The organism is Salinibacterium amurskyense, from assembly GCF_002797685.1.
Taxonomy (GTDB): domain Bacteria; phylum Actinomycetota; class Actinomycetes; order Actinomycetales; family Microbacteriaceae; genus Rhodoglobus; species Rhodoglobus amurskyensis.
In genome coordinates this window covers 1,265,861-1,289,485 of the sequence record NZ_PGFH01000001.1, presented here as the reverse complement: position 1 = coordinate 1,289,485, position 23,625 = coordinate 1,265,861, and the positions used below count along the sequence as shown (strand labels likewise).

25 protein-coding genes are annotated in these 23,625 nt (G+C 62.3%); 12 read left to right on the top strand and 13 right to left on the bottom strand.

Annotated features, from left to right (window positions below; all coding sequences use genetic code 11):
- Window position 1: 1 nt before the first annotated feature.
- On the bottom strand, window positions 2-1,603 hold the full coding sequence (locus tag CLV85_RS06180; protein WP_100388687.1) for a carboxyl transferase domain-containing protein: 1,602 nt from the start codon (window positions 1,601-1,603) through the stop codon (window positions 2-4).
- A 99-nt stretch (window positions 1,604-1,702) separates the two neighbouring features.
- On the opposite strand from CLV85_RS06180, the gene CLV85_RS06175 reads away from it, so the two are divergent.
- From CLV85_RS06175 to CLV85_RS06150, 6 genes are all read left to right on the top strand, one after another.
- Window positions 1,703-2,278 (top strand): TetR/AcrR family transcriptional regulator, encoded by a 576-nt coding sequence (locus tag CLV85_RS06175; protein ID WP_100388686.1) that lies wholly within the window; start codon window positions 1,703-1,705, stop codon window positions 2,276-2,278.
- A gap of 52 nt (window positions 2,279-2,330) precedes the next feature.
- Window positions 2,331-3,236, top strand: a complete 906-nt coding sequence (locus tag CLV85_RS06170) for a DMT family transporter (RefSeq protein WP_100388685.1) — start codon at window positions 2,331-2,333, stop codon at window positions 3,234-3,236.
- A gap of 132 nt (window positions 3,237-3,368) precedes the next feature.
- On the top strand, window positions 3,369-3,947 hold the full coding sequence (locus CLV85_RS06165) for a hypothetical protein (protein ID WP_100388684.1): 579 nt from the start codon (window positions 3,369-3,371) through the stop codon (window positions 3,945-3,947).
- A 187-nt stretch (window positions 3,948-4,134) separates the two neighbouring features.
- Entirely contained in the window at window positions 4,135-4,476 is a 342-nt protein-coding gene (locus CLV85_RS06160; protein WP_100388683.1) for a YrhK family protein, read from the top strand.
- Between the two features lie 119 nt (window positions 4,477-4,595).
- Entirely contained in the window at window positions 4,596-5,582 is a 987-nt protein-coding gene (locus tag CLV85_RS06155) for a phosphodiester glycosidase family protein (protein ID WP_100388682.1), read from the top strand.
- Complete coding sequence (locus CLV85_RS06150; protein ID WP_100388681.1) at window positions 5,579-6,709, top strand: bifunctional glycosyltransferase family 2/GtrA family protein; 1,131 nt, start codon at window positions 5,579-5,581, stop codon at window positions 6,707-6,709. The genes CLV85_RS06155 and CLV85_RS06150 overlap by 4 nt, the downstream gene beginning before the upstream one ends.
- On the opposite strand, the gene CLV85_RS06145 is transcribed toward CLV85_RS06150, so the two are convergent.
- Genes CLV85_RS06145 through pdhA form a run of 5 tightly spaced genes read right to left on the bottom strand, consistent with a single transcriptional unit; the run spans window position 6,619 to window position 11,627 of the window.
- Entirely contained in the window at window positions 6,619-7,392 is a 774-nt protein-coding gene (locus CLV85_RS06145) for a hypothetical protein (protein ID WP_100388680.1), read from the bottom strand. The genes CLV85_RS06150 and CLV85_RS06145 overlap by 91 nt on opposite strands.
- Complete coding sequence (locus CLV85_RS06140) at window positions 7,389-7,976, bottom strand: signal peptidase II (protein WP_100388679.1); 588 nt, start codon at window positions 7,974-7,976, stop codon at window positions 7,389-7,391. Before CLV85_RS06140 ends, CLV85_RS06145 begins: the two co-directional genes overlap by 4 nt.
- A 35-nt stretch (window positions 7,977-8,011) precedes the next feature.
- The gene (locus CLV85_RS06135) at window positions 8,012-9,511 is read right to left on the bottom strand and encodes a dihydrolipoamide acetyltransferase family protein (protein WP_100388678.1); all 1,500 of its coding nucleotides are present in this window, start codon (window positions 9,509-9,511) and stop codon (window positions 8,012-8,014) included.
- Window positions 9,511-10,512, bottom strand: a complete 1,002-nt coding sequence (locus CLV85_RS06130) for an alpha-ketoacid dehydrogenase subunit beta (RefSeq protein WP_100388677.1) — start codon at window positions 10,510-10,512, stop codon at window positions 9,511-9,513. The genes CLV85_RS06135 and CLV85_RS06130 overlap by 1 nt, the downstream gene beginning before the upstream one ends.
- Window positions 10,509-11,627 (bottom strand): pyruvate dehydrogenase (acetyl-transferring) E1 component subunit alpha, encoded by a 1,119-nt coding sequence (gene pdhA, locus CLV85_RS06125; RefSeq protein ID WP_100388676.1) that lies wholly within the window; start codon window positions 11,625-11,627, stop codon window positions 10,509-10,511. The genes CLV85_RS06130 and pdhA overlap by 4 nt, the downstream gene beginning before the upstream one ends.
- Window positions 11,628-11,890: 263 nt before the next feature.
- Between pdhA and CLV85_RS06120 the strand changes: the two genes are divergently transcribed.
- Window positions 11,891-12,643 (top strand): DUF2510 domain-containing protein, encoded by a 753-nt coding sequence (locus tag CLV85_RS06120; RefSeq protein ID WP_100388675.1) that lies wholly within the window; start codon window positions 11,891-11,893, stop codon window positions 12,641-12,643.
- On the opposite strand, the gene CLV85_RS06115 is transcribed toward CLV85_RS06120, so the two are convergent.
- Window positions 12,640-13,320 (bottom strand): DUF8185 domain-containing protein, encoded by a 681-nt coding sequence (locus CLV85_RS06115; RefSeq protein ID WP_100388674.1) that lies wholly within the window; start codon window positions 13,318-13,320, stop codon window positions 12,640-12,642. The genes CLV85_RS06120 and CLV85_RS06115 overlap by 4 nt on opposite strands.
- Before the next feature lie 31 nt (window positions 13,321-13,351).
- Here CLV85_RS06115 and CLV85_RS06110 point away from each other — a divergent pair, with 31 nt between their 5' ends.
- From CLV85_RS06110 to CLV85_RS06090, 5 genes are all read left to right on the top strand, one after another.
- Window positions 13,352-14,206, top strand: coding sequence for an acyl-CoA thioesterase (locus CLV85_RS06110; protein ID WP_100388673.1), 855 nt, complete (start codon window positions 13,352-13,354; stop codon window positions 14,204-14,206).
- A gap of 424 nt (window positions 14,207-14,630) precedes the next feature.
- The gene (locus tag CLV85_RS06105) at window positions 14,631-15,929 is read left to right on the top strand and encodes a quaternary amine ABC transporter ATP-binding protein (RefSeq protein ID WP_229820285.1); all 1,299 of its coding nucleotides are present in this window, start codon (window positions 14,631-14,633) and stop codon (window positions 15,927-15,929) included.
- The gene (locus tag CLV85_RS06100) at window positions 15,926-16,885 is read left to right on the top strand and encodes an ABC transporter permease (protein WP_100388671.1); all 960 of its coding nucleotides are present in this window, start codon (window positions 15,926-15,928) and stop codon (window positions 16,883-16,885) included. Before CLV85_RS06105 ends, CLV85_RS06100 begins: the two co-directional genes overlap by 4 nt.
- 103 nt (window positions 16,886-16,988) lie before the next feature.
- A complete protein-coding gene (locus CLV85_RS06095; RefSeq protein ID WP_100388670.1) occupies window positions 16,989-17,882 on the top strand; it encodes a glycine betaine ABC transporter substrate-binding protein in 894 nt (297 codons plus the stop codon).
- Window positions 17,883-17,990: 108 nt separating this feature from the next.
- Entirely contained in the window at window positions 17,991-19,223 is a 1,233-nt protein-coding gene (locus CLV85_RS06090; protein WP_100388669.1) for a glycerate kinase, read from the top strand.
- A 3-nt stretch (window positions 19,224-19,226) separates the two neighbouring features.
- On the opposite strand, the gene CLV85_RS06085 is transcribed toward CLV85_RS06090, so the two are convergent.
- The 6 genes from CLV85_RS06085 to msrA form a co-directional block, all read right to left on the bottom strand.
- Window positions 19,227-19,694: an acyl-CoA thioesterase gene (locus tag CLV85_RS06085; protein WP_100388668.1), complete on the bottom strand. Its 468-nt coding sequence runs from the start codon at window positions 19,692-19,694 to the stop codon at window positions 19,227-19,229.
- Window positions 19,695-19,696: 2 nt separating this feature from the next.
- On the bottom strand, window positions 19,697-21,379 hold the full coding sequence (ettA, locus tag CLV85_RS06080; protein WP_100388667.1) for an energy-dependent translational throttle protein EttA: 1,683 nt from the start codon (window positions 21,377-21,379) through the stop codon (window positions 19,697-19,699).
- Window positions 21,380-21,426: 47 nt separating this feature from the next.
- Window positions 21,427-21,912: a DUF6993 domain-containing protein gene (locus tag CLV85_RS06075; RefSeq protein WP_100388666.1), complete on the bottom strand. Its 486-nt coding sequence runs from the start codon at window positions 21,910-21,912 to the stop codon at window positions 21,427-21,429.
- Window positions 21,913-21,982: 70 nt separating this feature from the next.
- Window positions 21,983-22,480, bottom strand: a complete 498-nt coding sequence (locus CLV85_RS06070; protein ID WP_100388665.1) for a single-stranded DNA-binding protein — start codon at window positions 22,478-22,480, stop codon at window positions 21,983-21,985.
- Between the two features lie 259 nt (window positions 22,481-22,739).
- Complete coding sequence (locus tag CLV85_RS06065) at window positions 22,740-22,952, bottom strand: methyltransferase (RefSeq protein WP_100388664.1); 213 nt, start codon at window positions 22,950-22,952, stop codon at window positions 22,740-22,742.
- A gap of 123 nt (window positions 22,953-23,075) precedes the next feature.
- Window positions 23,076-23,597 (bottom strand): peptide-methionine (S)-S-oxide reductase MsrA, encoded by a 522-nt coding sequence (gene msrA, locus CLV85_RS06060; RefSeq protein ID WP_100388663.1) that lies wholly within the window; start codon window positions 23,595-23,597, stop codon window positions 23,076-23,078.
- Window positions 23,598-23,625: the final 28 nt, after the last annotated feature.

Sequence of the window (23,625 nt, the reverse complement as noted above, 5' to 3'; positions counted from 1 at the left end):
ATCACATCCGGAAGAGGCCGAAGCCCGGCTCAGGCAGCGGGGTGGCCGCGGCGATATCGAGGGCCATGCCGAGCACGTCTCTGGTGTCTTTGGGGTCAATGATTCCGTCATCCCACAGGCGAGCTGTCGAATAGTAGGGGCTGCCCTGGCGTTCATACTGCTCGCGGATGGGCTTCTCGAACGCGACCTTGTCGTCGTCGGTGAAGGCGTCTTCGCCGAGCTGGTCGCGGCGCACCGTGGAGAGCACGGCAGCAGCCTGAGGGCCGCCCATGACCGAAATGCGGGCGTTGGGCCACATCCACAAGAAGCGTGGCGAATACGAGCGGCCACACATCGAGTAGTTGCCGGCACCGAACGAGCCGCCGATCACGACCGTGAACTTGGGAACGCGCGTCGTTGCGACCGCGGTCACCATTTTGGCGCCGTTCTTGGCAATGCCGCCGGCTTCATATTCCTTGCCGACCATGAACCCAGAAATGTTCTGCAGGAACAGCAGCGGGATGCCGCGCTGATCACACAGTTCGATGAAGTGAGCGCCCTTGAGCGCCGATTCGCTGAACAGCACCCCGGCGTTGGCGACGATGCCGATCGGATGCCCGTGCAGCGTCGCGAACCCGGTGATGAGCGTCGTGCCGTATTCCTTCTTGAACTCGTGGAACTCGCTGCCATCGACGAGCCGCGCGATCACTTCGCGCACTTCGTAGGGGCTTTGCACGTCGGTGGGTACGACCCCGTAAAGCTCGTCAGGGTTGACGGCGGGAGGCCGCGAGGCAACAACATCCCACGCGGGAGCAGCAGGCTTCGGGATCGTCTTGATGATGTCCCGCACAATTTCGAGCGCGTGGCGGTCGTCGTCGGCGAGGTGGTCGGTGACGCCGGAGGTGCGCGCGTGCACGTCTCCCCCGCCGAGATCTTCGGCCGTGACGATCTCGCCAATGGCGGCCTTCACGAGCGGCGGGCCGCCCAAGAAGATCGTGCCCTGATTACGCACGATGATCGTTTCGTCGCTCATCGCCGGCACGTAAGCACCACCGGCGGTGCAGGAGCCCATAACCGAAGCAATCTGGGGGATGCCGGCCGCCGAGAGCCGAGCCTGGTTGTAGAAGATGCGCCCGAAGTGATCGCGATCGGGAAAGACCTCGTCTTGCATCGGGAGAAAAGCGCCACCCGAGTCAACGAGGTACACGCACGGCAGCTTGTTCTCGAGCGCAATCTCTTGAGCCCGCAAATGCTTCTTCACCGTGAGCGGAAAGTAGGTGCCGCCCTTGACCGTCGCGTCGTTGGAGATCACGAGCACGGGGCGAGAGTGGATGAGGCCGATACCCGCAATCACGCCAGCGCCGGGAGCCTGGTCGTCGTATATTCCATTCGCGGCGAGCGGGGCGATCTCTATGAAGGGGCTGCCCTCATCGAGCAGTTCATCGACGCGATCGCGAGGCAGCAGCTTGCCGCGGGAAACATGGCGTTCGCGAGATTTCTCCGAGCCGCCGAGAGCCGTCGTCGCGAGTCGTTCGCGCAATTGCTCGACAAGGCCGCGCATTGACTCTTCGTTAGCCGCAAACGTCGGGTGGGACGGTTGAGCGGCCGTGGAAATCTTCTCCATCGAACACCTTCGTTCTGCGTAGCTTGTGGCCACTTGGGTTAGTCATTACTAACTGAATTTAGGTTAGCGAGCATTAACCGAACTGTCTAGACTCAGAACATGAACGAGACGCCAACTCCGCGCAGCCAAGCGAAGGCCGACCGACGCGAGGCCCTCCTCGACGCCGCCGCCAGCCTCTTCGCCGAGCGCGGCTTCACGCGCGTCTCGCTCGAAGAACTCGGCTCCGCCGCCGGCGTGAGCGGCCCCGCTGTGTACCGCCACTTCGACGGCAAACAAGATGTGCTCGCCGCGATTCTGGTCGACGCCAGCTCCAACCTGTGTCGCGGGGCGCAGACCGTGATCGAGCACGCTGCCACACCGCGAGCCGCGCTCGAAAGCCTCGTTCAATTTCATGTTGAATTTGCGCTCGGCAATGCCGACGTCATCCGCGTTCAAGATCGCGACCTCGACAGCCTCACCGCCAGCGACCAACACGACGTGCGCGCCCTGCAGCGCAGCTACGTTGAACTGTGGGTTGGCGTGCTCTCACAACTGCATCCGGATGCCGCGACCACCGAGCTGCGCACCCGCGCCCACGCCACCTTCGGGCTCATCAACTCCACTCCCCACAGCGGGCGTGCCGGCGCCACCAGTGCCGTGCTCGAGCGGATGGCGCTAGCCGCCCTCGACGCATGAACGAGAATTCGGTGCGAAATCGACCCGCACGAACACGACTGCGAGACGGAGCATGAACCGTCAGCGTTCGCTGGCCTTCGCCGCAATCACAACGACCTCGATCCTTTGGGGCACCACCGGCACCGTGGCAACTTTCGCCCCCGACGTCGGCCCCCTCGCGATCGGTGCCGCCGCGCTCGGACTTGGCGGGCTCCTGCAAGCCCTTATCGCCATCCCTGCGTTACGCCGAGCGCTCCCCCAGCTGAAAGCCAACCGCACCTCGCTCATTGTCGGAGCGATCGCCGTCGCGATCTATCCCCTCGCCTTTTATAGCTCGATGCACCTCGCTGGCGTCGCGCTCGGCTCGGTGGTCTCTTTGGCTTCGGCACCGCTCGCATCCGGGCTCCTCGAGCGCATCATTCAGCGCACCCCGCTGAGCAAGTGGTGGCTATTCGCCGCAGGTCTCGGAATCATCGGCAGCATCGTGCTCTGTCTCGCCAAAATGAGCAACGAACCCAGCGAAACCGTGCAGACCGTGCTGGGCATCCTGTTGGGTCTCGTCGCCGGCGGCACCTACGCCACCTACTCGTGGTCCGCACAACGACTGATGAGTCGCGGCGTTAGCCGTGCCGCATCCATGGGCGCAATCTTCGGCGTGGGTGGAGCCCTGCTGATGCCCGTGCTCGCGGTCACCGGGGCCCCGCTCCTCGCGAATGCGCAGAACTTCAGCGTCGCCGCCTACATGGTCATCGTTCCGATGTTCCTCGGCTACCTGCTCTTTGGGTACGGACTTGCGCGCGTGCCCGCCAGCACCGCAACCGCCATCACCCTGAGCGAACCGGCGGTCGCCGCAATTCTCGCGGTGCTAGTCGTTGGTGAGCGTTTGAGCAGCCTGGGCTGGATCGGCCTCAGCGTTATTGGGCTCTCACTGGTCGTTCTCGCCTTCGCGCCGACAAACAAGCCCGTTCACTCTTCATAGCCGCACACTTCATAGCCGAACGGCAGAACTTGCCCATGACCTGCGCAGACTCACCACAGCGTTTTGATAGAACTGGCGCGCACTGTTGATCACGTACACCGGAGATTCCGGATAGGACGAAAAGGATCAACCATGAACAAGAAACTGATCACAGGAGCAGCCGGCGTAGTTTTGGCCTCCTGTGTCGGACTGGGCATTGCTTTGCCCGCCCAGGCTGACACCATCGAGACCGCCAGCACGACAGTTGCCTCCGATACCACCACAGACAAGACGACCAGCGGCGAGCACGCCGGGCGCGGTCACGCTCGCGGCCTCGACGCGGCAGGCCTCGCCACCAAGCTTGACCTCACCGAAACCGAAGTATCGGATGCTTTTGCAGCGTTGCGCGACAGCTCTGAGCGCCCCGAGCGGCTCGATTCCGACGCCACCGAAGAAGAACGAACGACAGCGAAGGATGAGCGCCGAGCAGCCCTCGTGACCGCCCTCGCCGCCGAACTCAACGTGGACGAAGACACCCTTACCGCTGCCCTTACCGAACTTCGCGCCGAGCATGAAGCCGAGCGCGAAGCCAACCCCGACGCCGGCAACGGCGAGCGCGGAGACCGTGGCGACCGCGCCGATCGTGGTGAGCGCGGAGATCGCGGCCAGATGGGTGACCGCAGCGGCTCCGCTGACGACAGCACCAACACCGAAAGCGACACCGAGGAGTAAGCCTTACCCCGCACACCTCCCCCAGGACGAAGGGCCTGCGACTGATCGGTCGCAGGCCCTTTCGTGTGCCCGGAGTGCGGTGGATCCCAGCACATCGCTTGGCTCACAGACAGCCCCGTGTGGCATCCCGCCGCGGAGCCTGCGAAACTGTGGGCCACGCGCGCTGACCAAGCAAAGGACCGAACGCATGGGCGACACCACTTCCGCAGCCTCCGACAGCACTCGCGGTGACAACCGCAACAGCGGCACTTCGAACCCGCTCGTACTGCGGATCGGGCGCGAAGAACTGGTGATTCGCCAACGCTACGAAGTCATCAGCATCGTCAACGACATCCTGATCGGCCTGCTCTTTCTCGTGGGCAGCATTTTCTTTTTCACGCCCGAGCTCACGCACGCGGGAACCTGGCTCTTCGTGCTGGGTAGCGTCGAGATGCTGATTCGCCCGATCATCCGTTTCTCGCGCCGAGTGCACCTCGGCCGTTACTCTGCACAATCAGACACCGACGCGGCAACCACGCGCGATTTCTAGGCGCCACTCCCCCTAGCACGACCCAGCGCACGCACTCTCAGCGCACTCCCGCGAGCGTCATGGCAAGCTCACAGCGTCCCCATTAGAGAGTGATAGCCGCCCCGCGTACTTCTTGACGTATGCGAGACAGAACAGCGCGAAAGAGAGCAGCGCACAAGAGAACGCTCCGAAAGCGGAACATCATCATCGGTTCCGTGCTGGTGGTCGTGCTCGGCCTGGGCAGCACCGCAGCGTGGGCCCTCGACCGCTTCGTCATCGAGCACGTCGAGATTTCGGATGTCGCCCAATACGAGGCCGAGAACAGCACCACCACGGCCACCGAGCCCACGGTCACCACCTCGACTGAGCCGGTTCTCACCGCCACGAGTTACACCTCCGACGACGCCAGCGTCTCAATCTCCACCGTCGTCACCGGCAGCGGTGCCGACACCGTTACCTACTACGTCGCGGATGTTGAACTCACCGATGCCACCGCCCTGCGGTCAGCATTTGCCCAGAACAGCTTCGGTGAGAACATCATCGACCTCACCTCGTCGATCGCCGCTGAACACGATGCGATCTTTGCCATCAACGGCGACTACTACGGCTTTCGAGACACCGGCATCGTCATCCGCAATGGCGTCGCTTACCGTGACGAGCCAGCACGCGATGGTCTCGCGTTCTCCCTCGACGGCAGCGTTGAGGTGTACGACGAAACCACGACCTCTGCCGACGAGCTGATCGCCGACGGCGTCTGGAATACACTCTCGTTCGGTCCCGCGATCGTCGAGGACGGCGATGTTGTTGCCGGCATCGAGAACGTCGAAATCGACACCAACTTCGGCAACCACTCCATTCAAGGCGATCAGCCGCGAACCGCGGTCGGCGTGATCGACGACAACCACCTCGTGTTCGTGGTCGTTGATGGTCGCGACCCCGGCTACAGCGCCGGCGTCACCCTGCCCGAGCTTGCCGAGATCATGCAGAGTCTCGGGGCCACGACGGCCTACAACCTCGACGGCGGCGGCTCCTCAACCATGTACTTCAACGGTTCCGTAATCAACCAGCCGTCCAACGGCGGCGAACGCGAAACCTCCGACATCCTCTACGTAGGAGCAGCATCATGATCATCCTGATTCCTTCTTTCGAACCGGATGCGCGGCTCGTGCAGCTCGTTAGTTCCCTTCGCGAGGCCGCCCCACAGCTGCAGGTCGTCATCGTCGATGACGGCAGCGGGCCCGAGTACGCCGATCTCTTCACCACCGCCCAGCTCGCCGGAGCCGACGTGATCGGTTACGACGACAACCGCGGCAAGGGACACGCCCTCAAGTTCGGCTTCAACTACAGCCGCAAGAACCACCCGGGCGAGGCTGTTGTCTGCGCCGACAGTGATGGCCAGCACACGGTGGCCGACATCCTTCGGGTCGCGGCCCAGCTGCACGCCTCGGAGGGCGCCATGGTGCTGGGCGGCCGCGCCTTTGCCGGTGAGGTTCCCGCCCGCAGTCGCTTCGGCAACGCCGTTTCGCGTGCAGCATTCAAGTTCGCCACCGGAGTTGCCGTGCGCGACACCCAGACCGGGCTGCGCGGCTACCCCGCGAACATGCTCGACTGGCTGCTCAATGTGAAGGGCGAACGGTTCGAATACGAACTGAACCTGTTGCTCGGGTCACGCTCGGCCGGCATCCGCATCGAAGAAATCGAGATTGAGACGGTCTACTTGCAGCACAATGCCTCTTCGCACTTTCGGCCCATCGTCGACTCCATTCGAGTCTTCGCGCCGCTACTGCGCTACATCTCGTCATCCCTCGCCTCTTTCGTGATCGACGCCGTTGGCCTGCTTCTGCTCTTTGCCCTCACCGATTCGCTGCTCGTCTCGGTGATCGGGGCGCGGCTCGTGAGTGCATCCGTAAACTTCCTCATCAACCGCCACCTCGTCTTCCAATCAGGAACGCACGAGCACGTGGCGAGGGATGCCCTGCGCTACGTGATTCTGGCGCTGGCACTCGTCGCCTCCAGCTACGTCTGGCTCGCGGTGCTGGTCGACTGGGGCGTGCCGCTCGTGGTCGCCAAGGTCTTCTCTGACGTGACGCTCTACATCATCAGCTTCCAGGTGCAGCGACGCTTCGTCTTCAAGCCCGGGGCGGTAGCGAAGGCAGCGGAGAGCTACGCGCCGCCGTCGAGGCTGCCGAGTCGACGCAGCACGGCGTTGAGCAACGTGCCCTCGGCATCCGGAATCACGTGGTGGTTGAGGTAGATGCCCTCGAGCCACGGCAGAACTTCTTCGGCCGCAAGACCGATGGTGTTCCAGTCGACGCCGGGTACCGCTTTCGAGCGCGGTTCTCCCGTGCGCGGGTCAGTCCAGGCTTCAGCGATGGGCTGGTCAGGTTCTGACTCCCCCGCGCCCCACAGCAGGGCGATCGGATGATTCTCGCCGTCGATGTGGTCATGGCTCACGGTGCCCGCACCGAGCCACGGCAGCGTCAGCAGCTCGCCCTCCACCTCAATCTCCAGCAGGTCGAGTTGCACAGGTTCTGCCACTTCGCAGATGTAGAGATCGAAACCGGCATCGTGCCAGGCCGCAGCCTGCGTGATGTCGTCGAGCAGAGTCGGGAGCAGCGCATGAAAGTCGCTGGCTAGTCGCGTTGCCCACAGCACGAGGATGCGAGTGTCGTTTGCCGACCATGGGCTCGACTCGCGAGGTTCTCCGTGCAGCGTGTGAAAGTGGTGACTGACGCCCTCTGCGGTGGTTTCGCAGTGCAGTTGCCCATCCGGATACTCAACGTGCAGATCACTTAACTGGGCTTCGTCATCCCAGCCAGCAAAGAGTTCCGGCGCCGCAAGCGTCGGCGGCAAATCGATCGGCGGAGTGCGCCGCGTGCCCAAGTTGAGTACTGCCCGCAGCCGCGTGTTGGGCATGCGAAGGCTGAGGTCGGTCATCCCGTCGTGGTGGGAGTGGTCGCGGCATCCGCGTCACCGGTCGTTGCAGGTTCAGGCTTTGCTGCAATGCCCATGATCGAAATGATGACGATCATGATCGCGCCGCCAACGAGAGCAATGTCGGCGATGTTGCCGATGAAGTAGCCGTTGTAGTTGATGAAGTCGACAACGTGGCCGCGGGCAAACCCGGGGTCACGGAACAGGCGGTCACCGAGGTGAGTGATGGCTCCACCGAGAAGCATGCCGAGGGCGACGGCCCACGCACGCGACTGAACGGTCCACGCGTACCACGTGATGGCGACGACGGCGATCGCGGCGATGATCGTGAGCACCCACGTGAATTCCTCGGCAAGCGAGAAGGCAGCGCCGGGGTTGTAGACGAGCTGGAACGACAGCAGATCACCGATGATCGGGATGTTCTCGCCACCGCTGAGGTTGGCTTCAGCCCACCACTTGCTGAGCTGGTCAGCAGCGATCACGAATGCGGCGAGCGCAAAGAGGCCCACGAGCAAACGGCGCGGTGCGCGCGTGGCAGTAGGAGCCGGAGCAGGGGTGGCCGCAGCAGGGTCGAGATTCTCGGTCATAAGACCATTCTTACCTGTTGCGGCCACTACCGCTGTCACACCATTGTCAGAACGGTGCCGGGGTCGTTCAGAATCGAGCCAACATCGGTCAAGAATCGGGCGCCCTGCTCGCCGTCCACGAGTCGGTGATCGAACGACAGGCTCAGGGTCATCACGTCGCGCAGCGCGACTTCTCCGTGGTGTTCCCACGGCATCCTGCGTACGGCACCCATCGCCAGAATCGCGGCTTCCCCCGGATTCAGGATGGGAGTGCCCGCGTCGATGCCGAAGACGCCCACGTTGGTGATCGAAATGGTTCCACCATTGAGCGATGCCGGAGTTGCCTTGCTCGCTCGCGCATTGCGAGCCAAGTCACCGATGGCCTCAGTGAGTTCGGCCAGATTCATGGCATCAGCATCCTTGAGGTTCGGCACCATGAGCCCTCGCGGCGTCGCGACGGCGATCCCGAGGTTGAGGTAACCGAACTCCACGATTTCGTTAGCGTCAGCATCCCACCGCGAGTTGAGCGACGGGTTGCGAGCCACCCCAATGCACAGCGCCTTCGCGACAACAGCGAGCACCGACGCTGCGGTGCCCTTCGCCTTGAGCTTGGCGACCAGTTCTACCGTGCGCGTGACATCGATCGTCAAGAACTCGGTAACGTGCGGTGCCGTGAACGCGCTCGCGACCATCGCCGCCGCGGTTGCCTTGCGCACTGACTTGATCGGCGTGCGCGTTTCGCGCGGACGCGAGTTCGCCAGCACTCCCGTGCGAGTCGGGGCGGATGCTCCCGCTCCCGTGGCGTCGTCAGCCAGCGCTCCGGTGGCTGAAGCTTCAGCCGCGCTCAGCACGTCATCCCGAGTGATGATGCCCTCGGGCCCGGTTCCGGTCACCTGCGTGAGGTCAACACCACGGTCGGCGGCAAGCTTGCGCACTGGTGGCGTTGTCTTAGTGCGGGCGTCTGCCTGCGAGACTGCGGGCTCTGAGGATGCGGCCATAGACGCGTCGGAAATGGATGTCGCAGGCTCTGCCACGGTGCCGGATGCGGCATCCGCAGCTGGCGATGACACTGCCGCTGACTCTGCCGCCGCCGGTGCGCCACCGCCCTTGCGCGGCTTGCGCGTGGGGCGCTTACCGCTCTCCACGGCGGGGCCGTAGCCGACGAGCACCGAGTTTCGTTCGGGGGCGGCCTCTGCCGCAGCCGCGGTGTCTTCGCCGTTCGCCTGTGTCGCATCGTCCGCAGCACGGCTTGAATCGGTGGCACCGCTTGAATCGGTGGCACTGCTCGAACCGCTGTCGCCCGCGGGCGCACCACCCTCAAGCTCGAACGTCACGATGCGCGTGCCGACCTGCACGGTCGAGCCTGGCTCGGCGTGCAGTGCCGAGATCTTGCCGGCAACGGGCGAAGGCAGGGAGACGATCGCCTTGGCGGTCTCCACCTCAGCAATGGGCTGATTGAGCGTCACGAGATCGCCAACAGCAACATGCCATTCCACGAGCTCAGATTCGGTCAACCCCTCGCCCAAATCGGGCAGCGCGAACTCTTTGACAGCCACTATGCGCTCCAACCGGTGAGTGAGTTCACGCGACCCAGCGCACGGTCAACACCGTCGAGGATGCGGTCGAGGTCGGGCAAGAAGTGGTCCTCCAACTTCGCGGCTGGGTACGGCACATCGAAGCCCGTAATGCGCACGGGCGCTGCCTCCAAGTAGTAGAAGCAACGATCGGTGAGCGTCGCGGCGATCTCGGCGCCGATGCCGCCAGATTCCGCAGCCTCGTGGGTAATCACGAGCCGCCCTGTCTTGCGCACGCTCGCCGAAACAGTGTCGAAGTCGACCGGGGAGAGCGAGCGAAGATCAACCACTTCGATAGAAATTCCATCATCGGCGGCGGCGACTGCGGCATCCAGAGCCGTGGCGACGAGCGGGCCATAGGTCACGAGCGTGACGTCGGTTCCTTCGGTCACGACGCGCGCTTTGCCCATGGGCAGAGCGGTGGCGTCTTCGTCAACCTCGCCCTTAGTCCAGTAGCGGCGCTTGGGCTCGAAGAACAGCACCGGGTCGTCGCTGGCAATCGCTTCGCGCAGCATGCTGTGGGCATCCTGCGGCGTCGAACACGTGACAACGCGCAGTCCCGCGGTGTGCGCGAAGTACGCCTCCGGTGACTCCGAGTGGTGCTCGACAGCGCCGATACCTCCGCCATACGGCACACGAATTGTCAGCGGCATCCGCACCTTGCCGGCAGTGCGGTAGTGCAGCTTGGCGACCTGGGCGACGATCTGGTCGAAGCCCGGGTAGATGAAGCCGTCGAATTGGATCTCACAGACCGGGCGGTAGCCCCGGAACGCAAGGCCAACGGCCATACCGATGATGCCGGCTTCGGCGAGCGGAGTGTCGATCACGCGGTCTTTGCCGAAGTCGCGCTGCAGCCCGTCGGTGACGCGGAAAACACCACCGAGGGTTCCGATGTCTTCACCAAGCAAGACAACCTTGTCGTCGTCGCTGAGAGCGCGACGCAGTCCAGAGCCGAGAGCTTTCGCGAGAGTGAGTTCTGTCATTTGTCGAATCCCTCGAGGTAGGCCTTGTACTGGCTCTTTTGACGCGCGAGCCCCGAGTGCTCGGTCGCATAGACGTTGTCGAACACACTGAGCGGTTCGGGGTTCTCGAGCGCCAAGCATCCGGCGCGGAATTCTGCCGCCACCTCGTCTGCTCGAGCCTGAATGGATGCCGCCAGTTCGTCGGTCAGCACCCCTTCGCTGCGCAAAAACGCTTCCACGCGCGCGATCGGGTCGCGCGCTTCCCACTCCTTCGCGACAAGCGGGTCAACATAGCGGCTCGGATCGTCAGAGGTCGTGTGCGGTCCTCGGCGGTAGGTCACCGCTTCGATGAAGGTCGGGCCACCGCCGGTGCGGGCACGGTCGAGAGCACTGCGGGTCGCCGCCATGACAGCCAGCACGTCGTTGCCATCAACTCGGATGCTCGGAATCCCGAACCCCGGAGCCCGATCGGCAATCGGCCGCTGAGCTTGAAGCCCCACGGGCTCAGAAATCGCCCACTGGTTGTTCTGGCAGAAGAAAATCACGGGAGCGTTGAAGGAGGCGGCGAAGACCATCGCTTCGTTGACATCCCCCTCACTCGTAGCACCGTCGCCGAAGTAGGCGACCGAAACGCTGTCGACGCCGTCGAATGTGCACCCGACCGCATACCCGGTGGCGTGCAGCGTCTGAGCGCCAATGATCACGGCGGGCGTTGCCATACCGACCTCGAAGGGATCCCAGCCCGACGATGCCGTGCCGCGCCAGACGCGCAGAAGGTCAGGCAACTTGACGCCACGGCAGTACGCGACAGCATTCTCGCGGTAGCTGGAGAATACGAAGTCGTCGGGGCGCAGCGTGCGGGCAGAGCCGACCTGCGCAGCTTCCTGCCCAAAGAGTGGTGGCCAGAGGCCGAGTTCGCCTTGACGTTGCAGGGCGGTTGCTTCCGTATCGATACGGCGCACGATGATGAGGTCTTCGTAGAGGCTCGCGAGCTGATCACCGGTGACGTCAGAGACCCAGGGGTCGTAGAGTTCGTCGCTCAGCCGTTTTCCATCAGGGTCAAGAAGTTGTACAAACTCAGGAGTTTGCTTCTTCGCCCCAGACATCTGGGCTTTCACGGGCACGGTGGTACTCATCGTTTCTCCGATCCGCCTTTGCGCCTGCAGGTAAGCCGCGCTCTAGCGATCCTCACAACCGCGATTGGTAAATCGCAGGTTGACCCGAGCCTCGTCGCTCGGAGTTAATCTGACGGTACCTACACACTGGGCGGTTCACAAGACGCCGCACGAAAGTGGCCGCAGATTGAGAGGATGCCCAGCTCACGTTCAGTCCTGAAAACACGGGGCCTCGCCCGCGAGCAAGTGTCAGCTTCGCCCGCCCAGACGGTTAGAATCGCAGAGTGACTGACGCATCAAACCCCCTCCCCGCTGCTGGCTGGTACCGCGACCCCGCCGGAGGAGCTGCTCCTCGCTGGTGGAACGGAACAGCGTGGGCTGCCGCCAACACGGTTCCCGCGGATGCCACGCCGTTGCCGACCCCAGCTCCGGCGCCTGTTACGCCGCCCGCGGCATCCGCGAACCCGGTCGCCCCGGTTGCACCTGCCGCCCCCGTTGCCCCCGTTGCCCCGGCAATGTCGCCAACACCCGCCGCGACGACTCCCGGCGTGGGATCAGCCCCCAGCTACAGCTACGCAGCACCGAGCAATGTCAGCGACGCTGGCACCAACACGTGGCAAATCTGGCTCATCGTTCTGTTGCCGCTGCTGCAGATTCCCGGACTCTTGGCGATCGATGCCAGCGCCTTCATTCCCCGCCCAACCGATGGCCCTGCAGACGCGCAGCTTCGACTCATGCTCGACCCGGGCTACCTGTGGGTGTCGCTCTCCGGCTGGCTAGTCTTCCTTGCTGCGATCCCGCTCGCGATCTTTGACCGCCGCGCTCTTGACCGCCGCGGCGTCGACCGTCCCTTCCACTGGGCGTTCGTTTTCATTGGTTGGTTCGTCTACGCCATCGGACGTTCAGTGGTGGTGCGCCGCCGAACCGGTCAGGGACTCGCTCCGTTGTGGGGTTCAGTTGGCGTTGTGCTCTTGGGCTTCATCGCAAACATAATCTTCTTCGTGTCGCTCGTCGCCCAAATCTCAGAGTCGTTCTAACGCGCTACTGACCAGGCCCGTCGCTTCACGAGAACGTGACCGCGCTTGGTCGTCAGCCGCGTCCAGGCTCCTGATTCGTAGATGGATGCCGCTTCGTCATCCCCCAAGAAACCAAGGCTCACAGCCGCGAATCCTGCACCCGCAGGAATGTAGTCGGGTTCGTCGAGCGGACGCCCCCAAACTTCGGTGCGCACCTTGTGCACGAGCGCTTCGCCGGTGCCGGTGGGAATCGCTTCGGCAACTTCGTCGATTCCGGCGCGGGCGGCTTCTTCGAGCACGGCACTCGGCACAGAATCGATCGCCACCCATCCTCCGCGTGGCGGAGTGATGGCCGCCCACGTGACGGTGGTGACGCTCATCGGCAAACGGACCGCGACTGGCTCGCCCACGGTATCCGCCGATTCCTCGGCAGCACTCTCAATGCGCGCCAGCAGAGAACGAACGGGAACCACTGCATCGAACTCGTCTTTCGAGGCGAGAGCAAAGGTGCGTAGGCCGAGAACCGTGGGGCTCTGATCGAGCAGTCCGGCGGGGTGCAGCACAGAGACATAGACGGCGAGAACGCCGGCGCCACCGATAAGGCGAACGGAGCCCTCATCCACTCGGGCAGCTCGGCCCAAGAAAACCTGCAGGTCGCCCAGCGCAAGGGAATCAACCAAAGTAAACGTTGCAGTCATAGGCCTCTAAACTACAGGCATGAGCGACCCTATGTCTGGGCTTCTGACTGCCCTCGATCTGACCGACACCGGCGCACGAACAAGCGAAGACATTTTCACTGGTCCCAGCCAGTGGATGCCCCAGGGCCGGGTGTTCGGAGGGCAGGTGCTAGCGCAGGCCCTCGTTGCCGCCCAGCGCACCATCGCCGAAGATCGCTCGGTGCACTCAATGCACGGATACTTCCTCCGCCCGGGTGACGTGAACCTTCCGATCACCTTCTCGGTTGATCGCATTCACGACGGCCGTTCGTTCTCTACTCGCCGCACGCAGGCGTATCAGGATGGCGTGCCGATTCTCTCGGCGATCGCATCGTTTCAAGATGACGATGAGGGGCTCGACCACCAGATCGACATGCCCACTGACTTGCCGGACCCCGAATCGCTGCCGACGACGGCGGAGGTTCTCGCGGCCTTCGATCATCCAGTCGCTCGCTATTGGGCCTCCGAACGCCCGTTCGACATGCGTTACGTCACGTCGCCGATCTTCCTCGGCGTCGAGGGCGGAAAAGTTGCGCATCAGGCGGTCTGGCTCAAATCGGTAGGCCCGATGCCCGACGACATGAACTTGCACCGCGCCGCGCTCGCCTACGCGAGCGATTACTCGATCTTGGAGTCGATCATGCGCCGCCACGGCTTGGCCTGGGTCACGCCCGGCATCAAGGTCGCGAGCCTCGACCACGCCATGTGGTGGCACCGTGATGCCCGCGTGGATGAGTGGCTGCTCTATGTGCAGGAGTCGCCGAACGCAATTGGCGGGCGCGGCCTCTCCCAGGGACGCATCTACGACCGTGCGGGGCGCCTGATCGCCAGCGTTGCGCAAGAGGGAATGGTCCGACGGCCGCGCTAGCGCAGGCCCTTTTCGTCAAATTGGACGGTTAATTCGACACCGTTGGGTAACAAAAGAATAACGAAGGCGACCCCGCTCGATCCCTACTGTGCCGCGGATCGGCGACTACGCCCGGCGCGAGATGTCCCCAATTTGGTGGACTCCACCCTGCAAGAACCCTCAAAAAACGTTACCGTTGATATCGGCCTTGCCCCCGGTGTGCCCGTTTTTGGGTCCTGTCGGCAAGGTGCTACGAATCAGGCCGCGCGCGCCACCCCAGCAATGGGATGTCGTTCGTATGGTTGTTTCGCAGTGGAGTTGCTCCGAAAGCGCTCCCCTATCGTTTCCCACCAGAATCACCCAAGGATTCGACAGAGCCCTGCGTTCAACCCGGACCGTAATCGAGAGAAGCGAAGCCCTCAAGGTGCCGAGTAATCAGGAGAACGTGACCGAGAAATTTGCTGTCAGCGCCAAAAACATCTACAAGGTTTTTGGGCGTCGTCCCAATGAAGCAGTAGAGAGGCTCCAGCACGGCGCCTCCCGTGATGAGATCACAGAACTGGGCACCGCAGCCGTTATCGATGCGAGCTTCGACGTTCTGCCCGGCGAGATCTTCGTCGTAATGGGTCTTTCCGGTTCCGGAAAATCCACCCTCATTCGCATGTTGAACGGTCTCTGGGACACGACATCCGGCACCGTCACCGTCGGTGGCGACCTCATCACCGGAATCTCAGCTCCCAAGCTGCGCGACGTTCGTCGTCGCCGCATCTCGATGGTGTTCCAGCACTTCGCACTCTTCCCGCACCGCAGCGTTCTCGAAAACGCCGCGTACGCGCTCGAAGTTCAGGGCATCGCCCGCGAAGAGCGACTCGCTCGCGCCCAGAAGACGATTGACCTCGTTGGCCTCAAGGGCTGGGGCCACAAGATGCCCTCCGAACTTTCCGGTGGAATGCAGCAGCGCGTAGGCCTCGCCCGCGCCCTGACCGCCGACACTGACGTTCTCCTTATGGATGAGGCTTTCAGTGCGCTCGACCCGCTGATCCGTCGCGAAATGCAAGAGCAGCTGCTCGAGCTTCAGACCGAACTCGGCAAGACCATCATCTTCATTACTCACGACCTCAACGAGGCCATGTTCCTGGGTGACCGCATTGCGGTTATGCGCGACGGTCGCATCGTTCAGATCGGTACGCCAGAAGACATCCTCACTGACCCGGCCAACGACTACGTTGCTCAGTTCGTTCAGGATGTCGACCGCTCGCGTGTTCTCACGGCCGCCAGCGTTATGGAGCCAGTCCGCGCAACGGTATTCGCCAGTGGCGGACCGCGCGCAGCGTTGAAGGTCATGCGCGATCTTCAGACCTCAACCGCATTCGTGATCAGCCGCGACCGCACGCTTCAGGGTGTCGTTCGCGACGCCGATGTCATGAAGCTGGTTCGCAAGGGCGTTACCGACATGACAACGATCTTGAGCGACGAGTACAACGCTGTCGACGAGAACACCTACCTCTCAGAACTCTTTGTTCCGTCGGTCGAAAGCCCTCTTCCCTTGGCTGTTATCGACGAGCGTGGTCGCCTCAAGGGCGTTGTTCCGCGGGTCACGCTGCTTGCTGCGCTCGGCAACGTCACTACCGACACCGGTGAACTGCAGGTCATGGAACCACCACTAACCGTCTCGACGGACGTCATCACTGATGCCCTCGATGCCAGCGATACGAGCTCCGACGCGAAGGAGGACGCACGATGAACGACTTCCTCAGAATTCCCCTCGGCCAGTGGGTCGAAAATGGCATCGATTTCATCACCGACACCTTCGGTTTTGTTTTTGACTTCATCAAGCTGATCATTTCCTCGGTTGCCGACGGAATGAACTTTGTGTTCACGTCGCCGCCGTTCTGGATCATGCTGATCATCTTCGCCGTGCTTGCCTTCGTGGCTCGCGGTTGGTTGTTCTCGCTCGGAACCACCCTCGGCTTCCTTTTGATCCTCAGCCTGGATCAGTGGGAAAACGCCATGGACACCATGGCGCTCGTTCTGGTGGCCGCGGCTATCGCCGTGTTCATCAGCGTTCCGCTGGGCATCCTCGCCGCGAAGTACCGCACGGTTTCCACCATTGTGAAGCCCGTTCTCGACTTCCTGCAGACAATGCCGGCCTTCGTTTACCTCATCCCTGCTCTCATCCTGTTCCGTATCGGTGATGTTCCCGGAATCGTTGCAACCGTGCTCTTCGCGCTTGCTCCCGGCGTACGCCTCACCGAACTCGGAATCCGCGGTGTAGACAGCGAAGTTGTCGAAGCCGGCCAGGCCTTCGGTTCGTCGCCGGGCCGCATCCTGCGTCAAATTCAGCTTCCCCTGGCGCTGCCGTCCATCATGGCCGGTATCAACCAGGTGATCATGCTGTCGCTCTCCATGGTCGTTATCGCGTCCATGGTTGGTGCTGGCGGCCTCGGTCAGCCCGTTATCCAGAGCCTGAGCCGTGCGGATGTCGCACTCGGCTTCGAAGCTGGACTTTCGGTAGTGATCTTGGCCATCTTCCTTGACCGCCTCACCGCATCCTTCGGTTCGGGCAAGGGTTACTTCCGGTTCATCATCGAATCATTCAACGTTCGCGGTCGTCGCGCAGAATCTGCTGCAGTGGATGCTGCCGCAAACAGCGACGCTGCAACAACCGAACCTGCGGAACTCACTCCTCCCGTTCGCTAATTTTCGGGCGCCCACCCGCGCTCGTTTCCCCGCATGCAGAGAACCCTGTGTGCATCGACGTCAACATCGTCGCGCTTTAGCGTTGACAGAAAAGGACGACACAATGAAGAAGCAGACACGCGCTGCAATTGCAATCGGAGCCGCTGCGCTCCTCGGTCTCTCAGCTTGCGCTGCAGGCGGAGACGACACGGCTAGCGGAGACGCTGCTGAGAACAAGGATCTCAGCATTGCCGTATTCAACGGATGGCCCGAGGGCGAAGCAGTTTCGTACCTCTGGAAGGCAATCCTTGAAGAAAAGGGCTACAACGTAGAGCTCGAATACGCTGACGTAACCCCGATCTTCTCGGGTCTCAGCACCGGAGACTACGACGTCGCGCTTGACGGATGGCTCCCCATCACTCACGCAAGCCTGATGGAAGAATACGGCGACACGATCGAGGACCTCGGCGCTTGGAACAGCGAAGCGGGACTGACCGTTGCTGTAAACGCTGATGCACCGATCGACTCGCTCGAAGAGCTCGCAGCAAACGCTGACGCTTTCGGCGACCGCATCGTTGGAATCGAGCCTGGTGCAGGCCTCACCGAGGCAGTACTGAACAACACCATGCCGACCTACGGCCTCGAGGACATGGAACTGTTGACCTCGTCGACTCCCGCCATGCTTGCTGAACTGCAGGCTGCACTCGACAACGGCGAGAACATTGCCGTTACGCTCTGGCGTCCGCACTGGGCCTACGATGCATTCGACATCAAGGACCTTGCTGACCCCGAGGGAACGCTCGGAGACGTTGAAGAAATTCACTCCTTCGCACGCGACACCTTGAGCGACGACATGCCTGAGGTCACCGAGTGGATCTCGAACTTCAAGATGGACTCCGAGCTGCTCTACTCGCTCGAGAACGTCATGTACAACGAGTACGACGGAACCGACTTCGAGCCCATCGTTGCTGACTGGATTGCAGCGAACCAGGACTACGTAGACGGCCTCACCAGCTAATACTGTTTTAGCTTTCAGCACTTCGGTGCTGTAACTCACGAAAAGGGGTCGCCTTCGGGCGGCCCCTTTTTGCGCGCCCGACGGGTTTGCGCGCGCTAGGGTCGAAGGGTGTCAGCTACCGAGAACCCTGTCGTCATCATCGCCCCCGATTCATTCAAAGGGAGCTTGAGCGCTGCGGATGCCGCAGCAGCCCTTGAGCGCGGCGCACGCGAGATGCTTCCCGACACCGCAACCGTGCTGACGTTTCCCATGGCCGACGGCGGAGAAGGTTCGCTCGACGCCGTTCTCGCCGCCTGGCTTCAGCCGGCGCTCACGATGCCGACCGTCGACGCCCTCGGGCGCGACCGCGACGCGCGCTTCGGACTCGACCTTGATGGCCGCCGCGCTGTCATCGAAGCCGCTCAAGCTAACGGACTCCCCCACGTTCTCGACGTCACCGCAGAACCACTGCGCGCCGACAGCTATGGCGTTGGGGTCATCGCCGCGAGCGTCATCGAACGCGGCGCCCGCGACGTGACCCTCTTTCTCGGAGGCTCCGCCAGCACCGACGGCGGCACTGGCCTGCTGCGCGCCCTCGGTGCGCGAATGCTCGACGCCGACGGCAAGGAACTGGCACCCGGCGGTGGCGCGCTAGCCTCCCTCGAAACCATCGACCTCAGCGGGCTGGTGCCCGGCGCGCTGGAGACGAAGTGGCGTATCGCCGTTGATGTGACCAACCCGCTGACAGGAACCCACGGCGCAGCCCACGTTTTCGGACCTCAAAAGGGGGCAACGGCATCCGACGTCGCGGTGCTGGATGCCGGGCTCGCCCGCTTGGCGGAAGTGCTCGCAGAGACGCCGCTGGTCGCCCAACGCGGGTTCTCGGCTGCGGGAATCGCCGCCCTGCCCGGAATCGGAGCCGCCGGTGGAACGGCAGCCCCGCTCATAACACTGTTTGGCGCCGAGCTTGTGCGTGGCGCCCAGTTGGTCGCCGACACAATCGGGCTGAGCGAAGTAATTGGCACCGCAGACGTGATCATCAGCGGCGAGGGCCGGCTCGACGCTCAATCGCTCGATGGCAAGGTTGTTGATTACCTGCGCGGTTCCAAGGGGCCTACGGCCTTCCTCGTCGTGGTGGCCGCGGGTATCGATCTCACGCCTGAGCAGTCAGCGGCCGCCGGAATCGACGTAGCTCTGCCGCTGGGATCTGGTGTCGAGAACCGCAAAGAACTGTTCCAGTTCGCGGCTCCCCTGCTCGAAGCGCGTGGCGCGCACGCGATTGCCGAGTGGCTCGAACCGACCGATCTTGACGAAGAATTTCGCGACGATGAGGGCGACGGCCTCGGAGTTCTTGACGACTAGGCGCTAACGCCGTTTGCCGAACTGCAGTGGCTCTTCGGCATACTGCGCGAAGACCTCGCGTTGCTCAGCGCTGATCCGCAGTGGCCGCGAGTTGGCAGCGTCGACGAGCACCAAAGTCGTGGACGCTCGCACATACAACTCGCGCGGTGCAACGTTCACCGGGGTATAGATCTCGTAGCAGACCTCGAGGCTCGCTCCCCCGACTCGACCGATCCACATCTCGATGTCGACCGGTTCGCGCAGGTACGGGATCGGCAGCAGGTACTCGATCTCTTGACGTGCGATGAGCGTCATCGTCGGGCCGCCCGGGCGACCGTCGAGAACGGCGGTGAGGGGCGCATCCTCTCCCGCTGCTGGCCAGAACGCGTGAATGCGCGCCTCTTCGAGGAGGCGAAACACTTCGGCGTTGTTGACGTGTTGGTACGCGTCAACGTCTGACCAACGCAGCGGGAGAGGTACGTGAAGCCTCATTGTTAGTCGCGGGTCAGCTTGCGGTAGGCGCTGCGGTGCGGCTTAGCGGCGTCAGGACCGAGACGCTCGATCTTGTTCTCTTCGTATGCTTCGAAGTTTCCCTCGAACCAGTGCCAGTAGCCGGGCGTCTCTTCGCTGCCTTCGTAGGCAAGGATGTGAGTCGCGATGCGGTCGAGGAACCACCTATCGTGAGTGATGACCACAGCACAGCCGGGGAATTCGAGCAGTGCGTTCTCGAGGCTTCCGAGGGTTTCAACATCGAGGTCGTTAGTCGGTTCGTCGAGCAGCAAGAGGTTTCCACCTTGCTTGAGCGTGAGCGCGAGGTTCAAACGGTTGCGCTCACCACCGGAAAGCACGCCGGCCTTCTTCTGCTGGTCGGGACCCTTGAAGCCGAACTGCGATACGTAACCGCGCGACGGGATCTCGGTCTTGCCGACCTGGATGTAGTCCTGCCCGTCGGAGACAACTTCCCACAGCGTCTTGTTGGGGTCGATTCCACCGCGGCTCTGGTCAACGTACGAGATGTCTACGGTCTCGCCGACCTTGAGCGTTCCCTCGTCGAGGGGTTCAAGACCAACGATGGTCTTGAAAAGCGTGGTCTTTCCGACACCGTTGGGGCCGATGACGCCGACGATTCCGTTTCGGGGAAGCGTGAAGCTCAAGCCGTCGATGAGAATGCGCTCGTCGAAGCCCTTCTTCAGGTTCTTGGCGTCGATGACCTGTGATCCCAAGCGCGGGCCCATGGGGATGACGATTTCTTCGAAGTCCAACTTTCTGGTCTTCTCTGCCTCGTTCGCCATTTCTTCGTAGCGTGCGAGTCGAGCCTTCGACTTGGTCTGGCGGCCCTTGGAGTTTGAGCGCACCCATTCGAGTTCGCTTGAGAGGCGCTTCGCGAGCTTGGCGTCTTTCTTGCCCTGCACCTGAAGTCGCTCTTGCTTCTTCTCGAGGTAGGTCGAGTAGTTGCCCTCGTAGGGGTAAAGGTGACCGCGGTCGACTTCGGCAATCCATTCGGCGACGTGGTCGAGGAAGTACCTATCGTGAGTGACGGCCAGTACGGCGCCCGGGTACTTGGAGAGGTGCTGCTCGAGCCAGAGAACGCTCTCGGCGTCGAGGTGGTTAGTGGGCTCATCGAGAAGCAGCAGGTCGGGCTTCTGCAGGAGCAGTTTGGTGAGCGCTACGCGGCGCTTTTCTCCACCGGAGAGCTTGTTGACGGGCCAGTCTCCGGGAGGGGTGCGCAGAGCATCCATTGCCTGTTCGAGCTGGGAGTCGAGGTCCCACGCGTCGGCGGCGTCGATTTCTTCTTGCAGCGAGCCCATTTCGGCCATGAGGGCGTCGAAGTCAGCGTCGGGCTCAGCCATTTCGAGGCCGATAGCAGCGTGACGGTCAACCTTGGCTTTGATCTCGCCAACACCTTCTTGCACGTTTTCGAGAACGGTCTTGGTCTCATCGAGCTCGGGCTCCTGCATGAGGATGCCCACGCTGTAGCCGGGGCTCAGTCGAGCTTCGCCGTTGCTGGGGGTGTCGAGACCGGCCATGATCTTGAGGATCGTGGACTTACCGGCACCGTTGGGGCCAACCACACCGATCTTCGCGCCGGGGTAGAACGACATTGTGACGTCGTCAAGAATGAGCTTGTCGCCGACCGCTTTTCGCGCGCGCACCATGGAATAAATGAATTCGGCCATGTGACCATTCTACGGAGCGTTCGGGCTCAGTCGAACCCGTTGAGAAGTTACCAGTCGATCGGTCGGGTCTTTCCGACGAGACAGCTTCCCGTTCCGAGCAAGGGCTCGATGGATGACGAGTAGTTGTCCGCAGTGAACTGCCCGATAAGGCACTCCCCCTTGATGCGCACTGAAACGACGATCGAGTCTGCTGCAAGACCAATAGCGGTCGCGTCGGGCGTGACTTCCATGTCTTGTTTCTCGAAGCCGTTTTCTACGAGCTTGTCGACGATGCTGCGGCCGTCTCCGCGTCCATTCGCGTCAAAAGACTCATTGTTGAGCATGTCGAAGAACTGGCGGTTACCTGCGGCAGCTTCTCCGGGACGAAGAATCGGGCCCGTGGGTGTGGCATCGGGTTCGGGTGTGTTGCTGGCTTCTGCGGTCGGCGTTGCGGTCGGTTCGGGCTCTTGCGCAACACAACCGCTGAGGGCAATGACTGCCGCGATGGTGAGGGCGAGAGCAGCACCGAGTCGGCCGGTAGGTCGTACGCGCATTGCATTCCCTTCGTCGGCCACGATTCTTCCGGGCCGCGTCAAGTCTAGATTGCTTGCGCGCACGATCCACTCAGAAGGGTTTAGCCTCTCCGCTTGCGACGCCAACGAGTTCGCCTTCTTCTGCGTTGTCTCCGGCGTCTGCGTCATCCGCATCGTCCGCAGCAGGGAACTTGTCATCGTTGTCGCTGTGGCTGTTCGACTGGTTCCCGCTCGAAATAGTGCGCGAGAACTGGGCCGTTCCCCACATAAGGTCGTGACCAAGAGAGTCAGCTTCAATCTCGATGTTGATTCCGCTGCGATCGGCGTTCTCCCATTCACGGATCTTTAGTCGGCCCGTAAGCACAACTCGATCGCCTTTACCGATCGATGTCGCGCTGTTGATCGCGAGCTGACGGAACGAAGTGATCGTGTACCAATTGGTCTCGCCGTCGATCCAGCGCTGGTTGCTTCGATCGAAACGTCGCTGCGTTGACGCAAGCCGGAATGACGTGATGGGCAAGCCTTCCCCTGTCACGATGTGACGCGGTGCGGTAGCGACGAGCCCGGAAACGGTAATGGTGTCTGACATAGCTACTCCTAGTTCTGGGCCGCACAACGAATAGCGCGACCGGATGGGAGACAGATGCGGGTCGACACTCGTGCCGGGAAGCCGACCCGGCATCCGTCTGACACCAGTGTTCTTTGGGCGCACAGGCCTGAGCGTTCGATGCCACCTTCTGTGGACGGCACCGGCTTTCAACACTCAGTGCAGGAGTAGTCAGCGCATGTTCGCCCGCACACGTTGAGCAGCGCAGGAGTAGTCAGTTTGGGCGAGGCCCGCGCGCGACCTAGTGTTCGCGGAACTCAGGCCAGCTTGTGCCGGGCAACAGGCTTGCGTGCAGGGCAGACTTCGCGGCATCCAGAGTGGGATACACCCCTCGATAGTCTTCGTCTTTCAATAACTTGAAGGTGAACCCGTCGGTTACCCGGTGAACCGAGCCAACTGCTCCTGCCTGAGTGAATGCCACCCAGGTCTGTCCGGTCAGAGTGTGGTTTGTCATTTCCGAACCTCCTTCGAATTAGTGAAACGACGCCAGTGTCGCTTGTTAACGACCGTACGCCGCCTCGCGACGAAGATAAAGACCTTCGTGCCAGACGGCGCACAGTGCGTGTCGCTGCGGGAGCTACTTGATGTAGCTCGAGAACGACGAACGGATTTTGTTGACCTTCGGCAATGCCACTGCCATGCAGTAGCCCTGACCGGGGTTCTTCGCGAAGAAGTCCTGGTGGTATTCCTCAGCGTTGTAGTAGGTGTCGAGTGGCTCGATCGTGGTCACAATGCCACCATCCCAATATTCGGATGCGCGGTCACGGGCTGCTTCGAACAGCGCCTTCTGCTCGTCCCCGACATAGAACATCGCCGAACGGTATGACGAACCGATGTCGTTGCCTTGTCGGTTGAGCTGGCGCGGGTCGTGCAACGTGAAGTAGACGTCGAGGATGACCTCGTCGGGGATGACCTCGGGGTCGAACGTCACCGCAACCGCTTCAGCGTGACCCGTGGTCTCCGTGCACACCAGTTCGTAGCTGGGGTTGGGCACGGTTCCGCCGGTGTAGCCGGAAACTACGTCAGTAACGCCATTGAGGGTGCGGTAGACCGCATCGAGGCACCAGAAACAGCCGCCTGCGAGATGAAATGTGTGCATAAGTTGAGCCTACTTTCTTGGGCTGGAT

What these genes read in the sequence shown, in the direction of transcription:
- ettA (WP_100388667.1), bottom strand. Translation starts at nt 21,379, where the DNA reads ATGGCCGAATTCATTTATTCCATGGTGCGCGCGCGAAAAGCGGTCGGC.
- CLV85_RS06070 (WP_100388665.1), bottom strand. Translation starts at nt 22,480, where the DNA reads ATGTCAGACACCATTACCGTTTCCGGGCTCGTCGCTACCGCACCGCGT.
- CLV85_RS06130 (WP_100388677.1), bottom strand. Translation starts at nt 10,512, where the DNA reads ATGACAGAACTCACTCTCGCGAAAGCTCTCGGCTCTGGACTGCGTCGC.
- CLV85_RS06150 (WP_100388681.1), top strand. Translation starts at nt 5,579, where the DNA reads ATGATCATCCTGATTCCTTCTTTCGAACCGGATGCGCGGCTCGTGCAG.
- CLV85_RS06180 (WP_100388687.1), bottom strand. Translation starts at nt 1,603, where the DNA reads ATGGAGAAGATTTCCACGGCCGCTCAACCGTCCCACCCGACGTTTGCG.
- CLV85_RS06115 (WP_100388674.1), bottom strand. Translation starts at nt 13,320, where the DNA reads ATGACTGCAACGTTTACTTTGGTTGATTCCCTTGCGCTGGGCGACCTG.
- pdhA (WP_100388676.1), bottom strand. Translation starts at nt 11,627, where the DNA reads ATGAGTACCACCGTGCCCGTGAAAGCCCAGATGTCTGGGGCGAAGAAG.
- CLV85_RS06085 (WP_100388668.1), bottom strand. Translation starts at nt 19,694, where the DNA reads ATGAGGCTTCACGTACCTCTCCCGCTGCGTTGGTCAGACGTTGACGCG.
- CLV85_RS06155 (WP_100388682.1), top strand. Translation starts at nt 4,596, where the DNA reads ATGCGAGACAGAACAGCGCGAAAGAGAGCAGCGCACAAGAGAACGCTC.
- CLV85_RS06165 (WP_100388684.1), top strand. Translation starts at nt 3,369, where the DNA reads ATGAACAAGAAACTGATCACAGGAGCAGCCGGCGTAGTTTTGGCCTCC.
- CLV85_RS06075 (WP_100388666.1), bottom strand. Translation starts at nt 21,912, where the DNA reads ATGCGCGTACGACCTACCGGCCGACTCGGTGCTGCTCTCGCCCTCACC.
- msrA (WP_100388663.1), bottom strand. Translation starts at nt 23,597, where the DNA reads ATGCACACATTTCATCTCGCAGGCGGCTGTTTCTGGTGCCTCGATGCG.
- CLV85_RS06140 (WP_100388679.1), bottom strand. Translation starts at nt 7,976, where the DNA reads ATGACCGAGAATCTCGACCCTGCTGCGGCCACCCCTGCTCCGGCTCCT.
- CLV85_RS06175 (WP_100388686.1), top strand. Translation starts at nt 1,703, where the DNA reads ATGAACGAGACGCCAACTCCGCGCAGCCAAGCGAAGGCCGACCGACGC.
- CLV85_RS06170 (WP_100388685.1), top strand. Translation starts at nt 2,331, where the DNA reads ATGAACCGTCAGCGTTCGCTGGCCTTCGCCGCAATCACAACGACCTCG.
- CLV85_RS06065 (WP_100388664.1), bottom strand. Translation starts at nt 22,952, where the DNA reads ATGACAAACCACACTCTGACCGGACAGACCTGGGTGGCATTCACTCAG.
- CLV85_RS06095 (WP_100388670.1), top strand. Translation starts at nt 16,989, where the DNA reads ATGAAGAAGCAGACACGCGCTGCAATTGCAATCGGAGCCGCTGCGCTC.
- CLV85_RS06160 (WP_100388683.1), top strand. Translation starts at nt 4,135, where the DNA reads ATGGGCGACACCACTTCCGCAGCCTCCGACAGCACTCGCGGTGACAAC.
- CLV85_RS06100 (WP_100388671.1), top strand. Translation starts at nt 15,926, where the DNA reads ATGAACGACTTCCTCAGAATTCCCCTCGGCCAGTGGGTCGAAAATGGC.
- CLV85_RS06110 (WP_100388673.1), top strand. Translation starts at nt 13,352, where the DNA reads ATGTCTGGGCTTCTGACTGCCCTCGATCTGACCGACACCGGCGCACGA.
- CLV85_RS06145 (WP_100388680.1), bottom strand. Translation starts at nt 7,392, where the DNA reads ATGACCGACCTCAGCCTTCGCATGCCCAACACGCGGCTGCGGGCAGTA.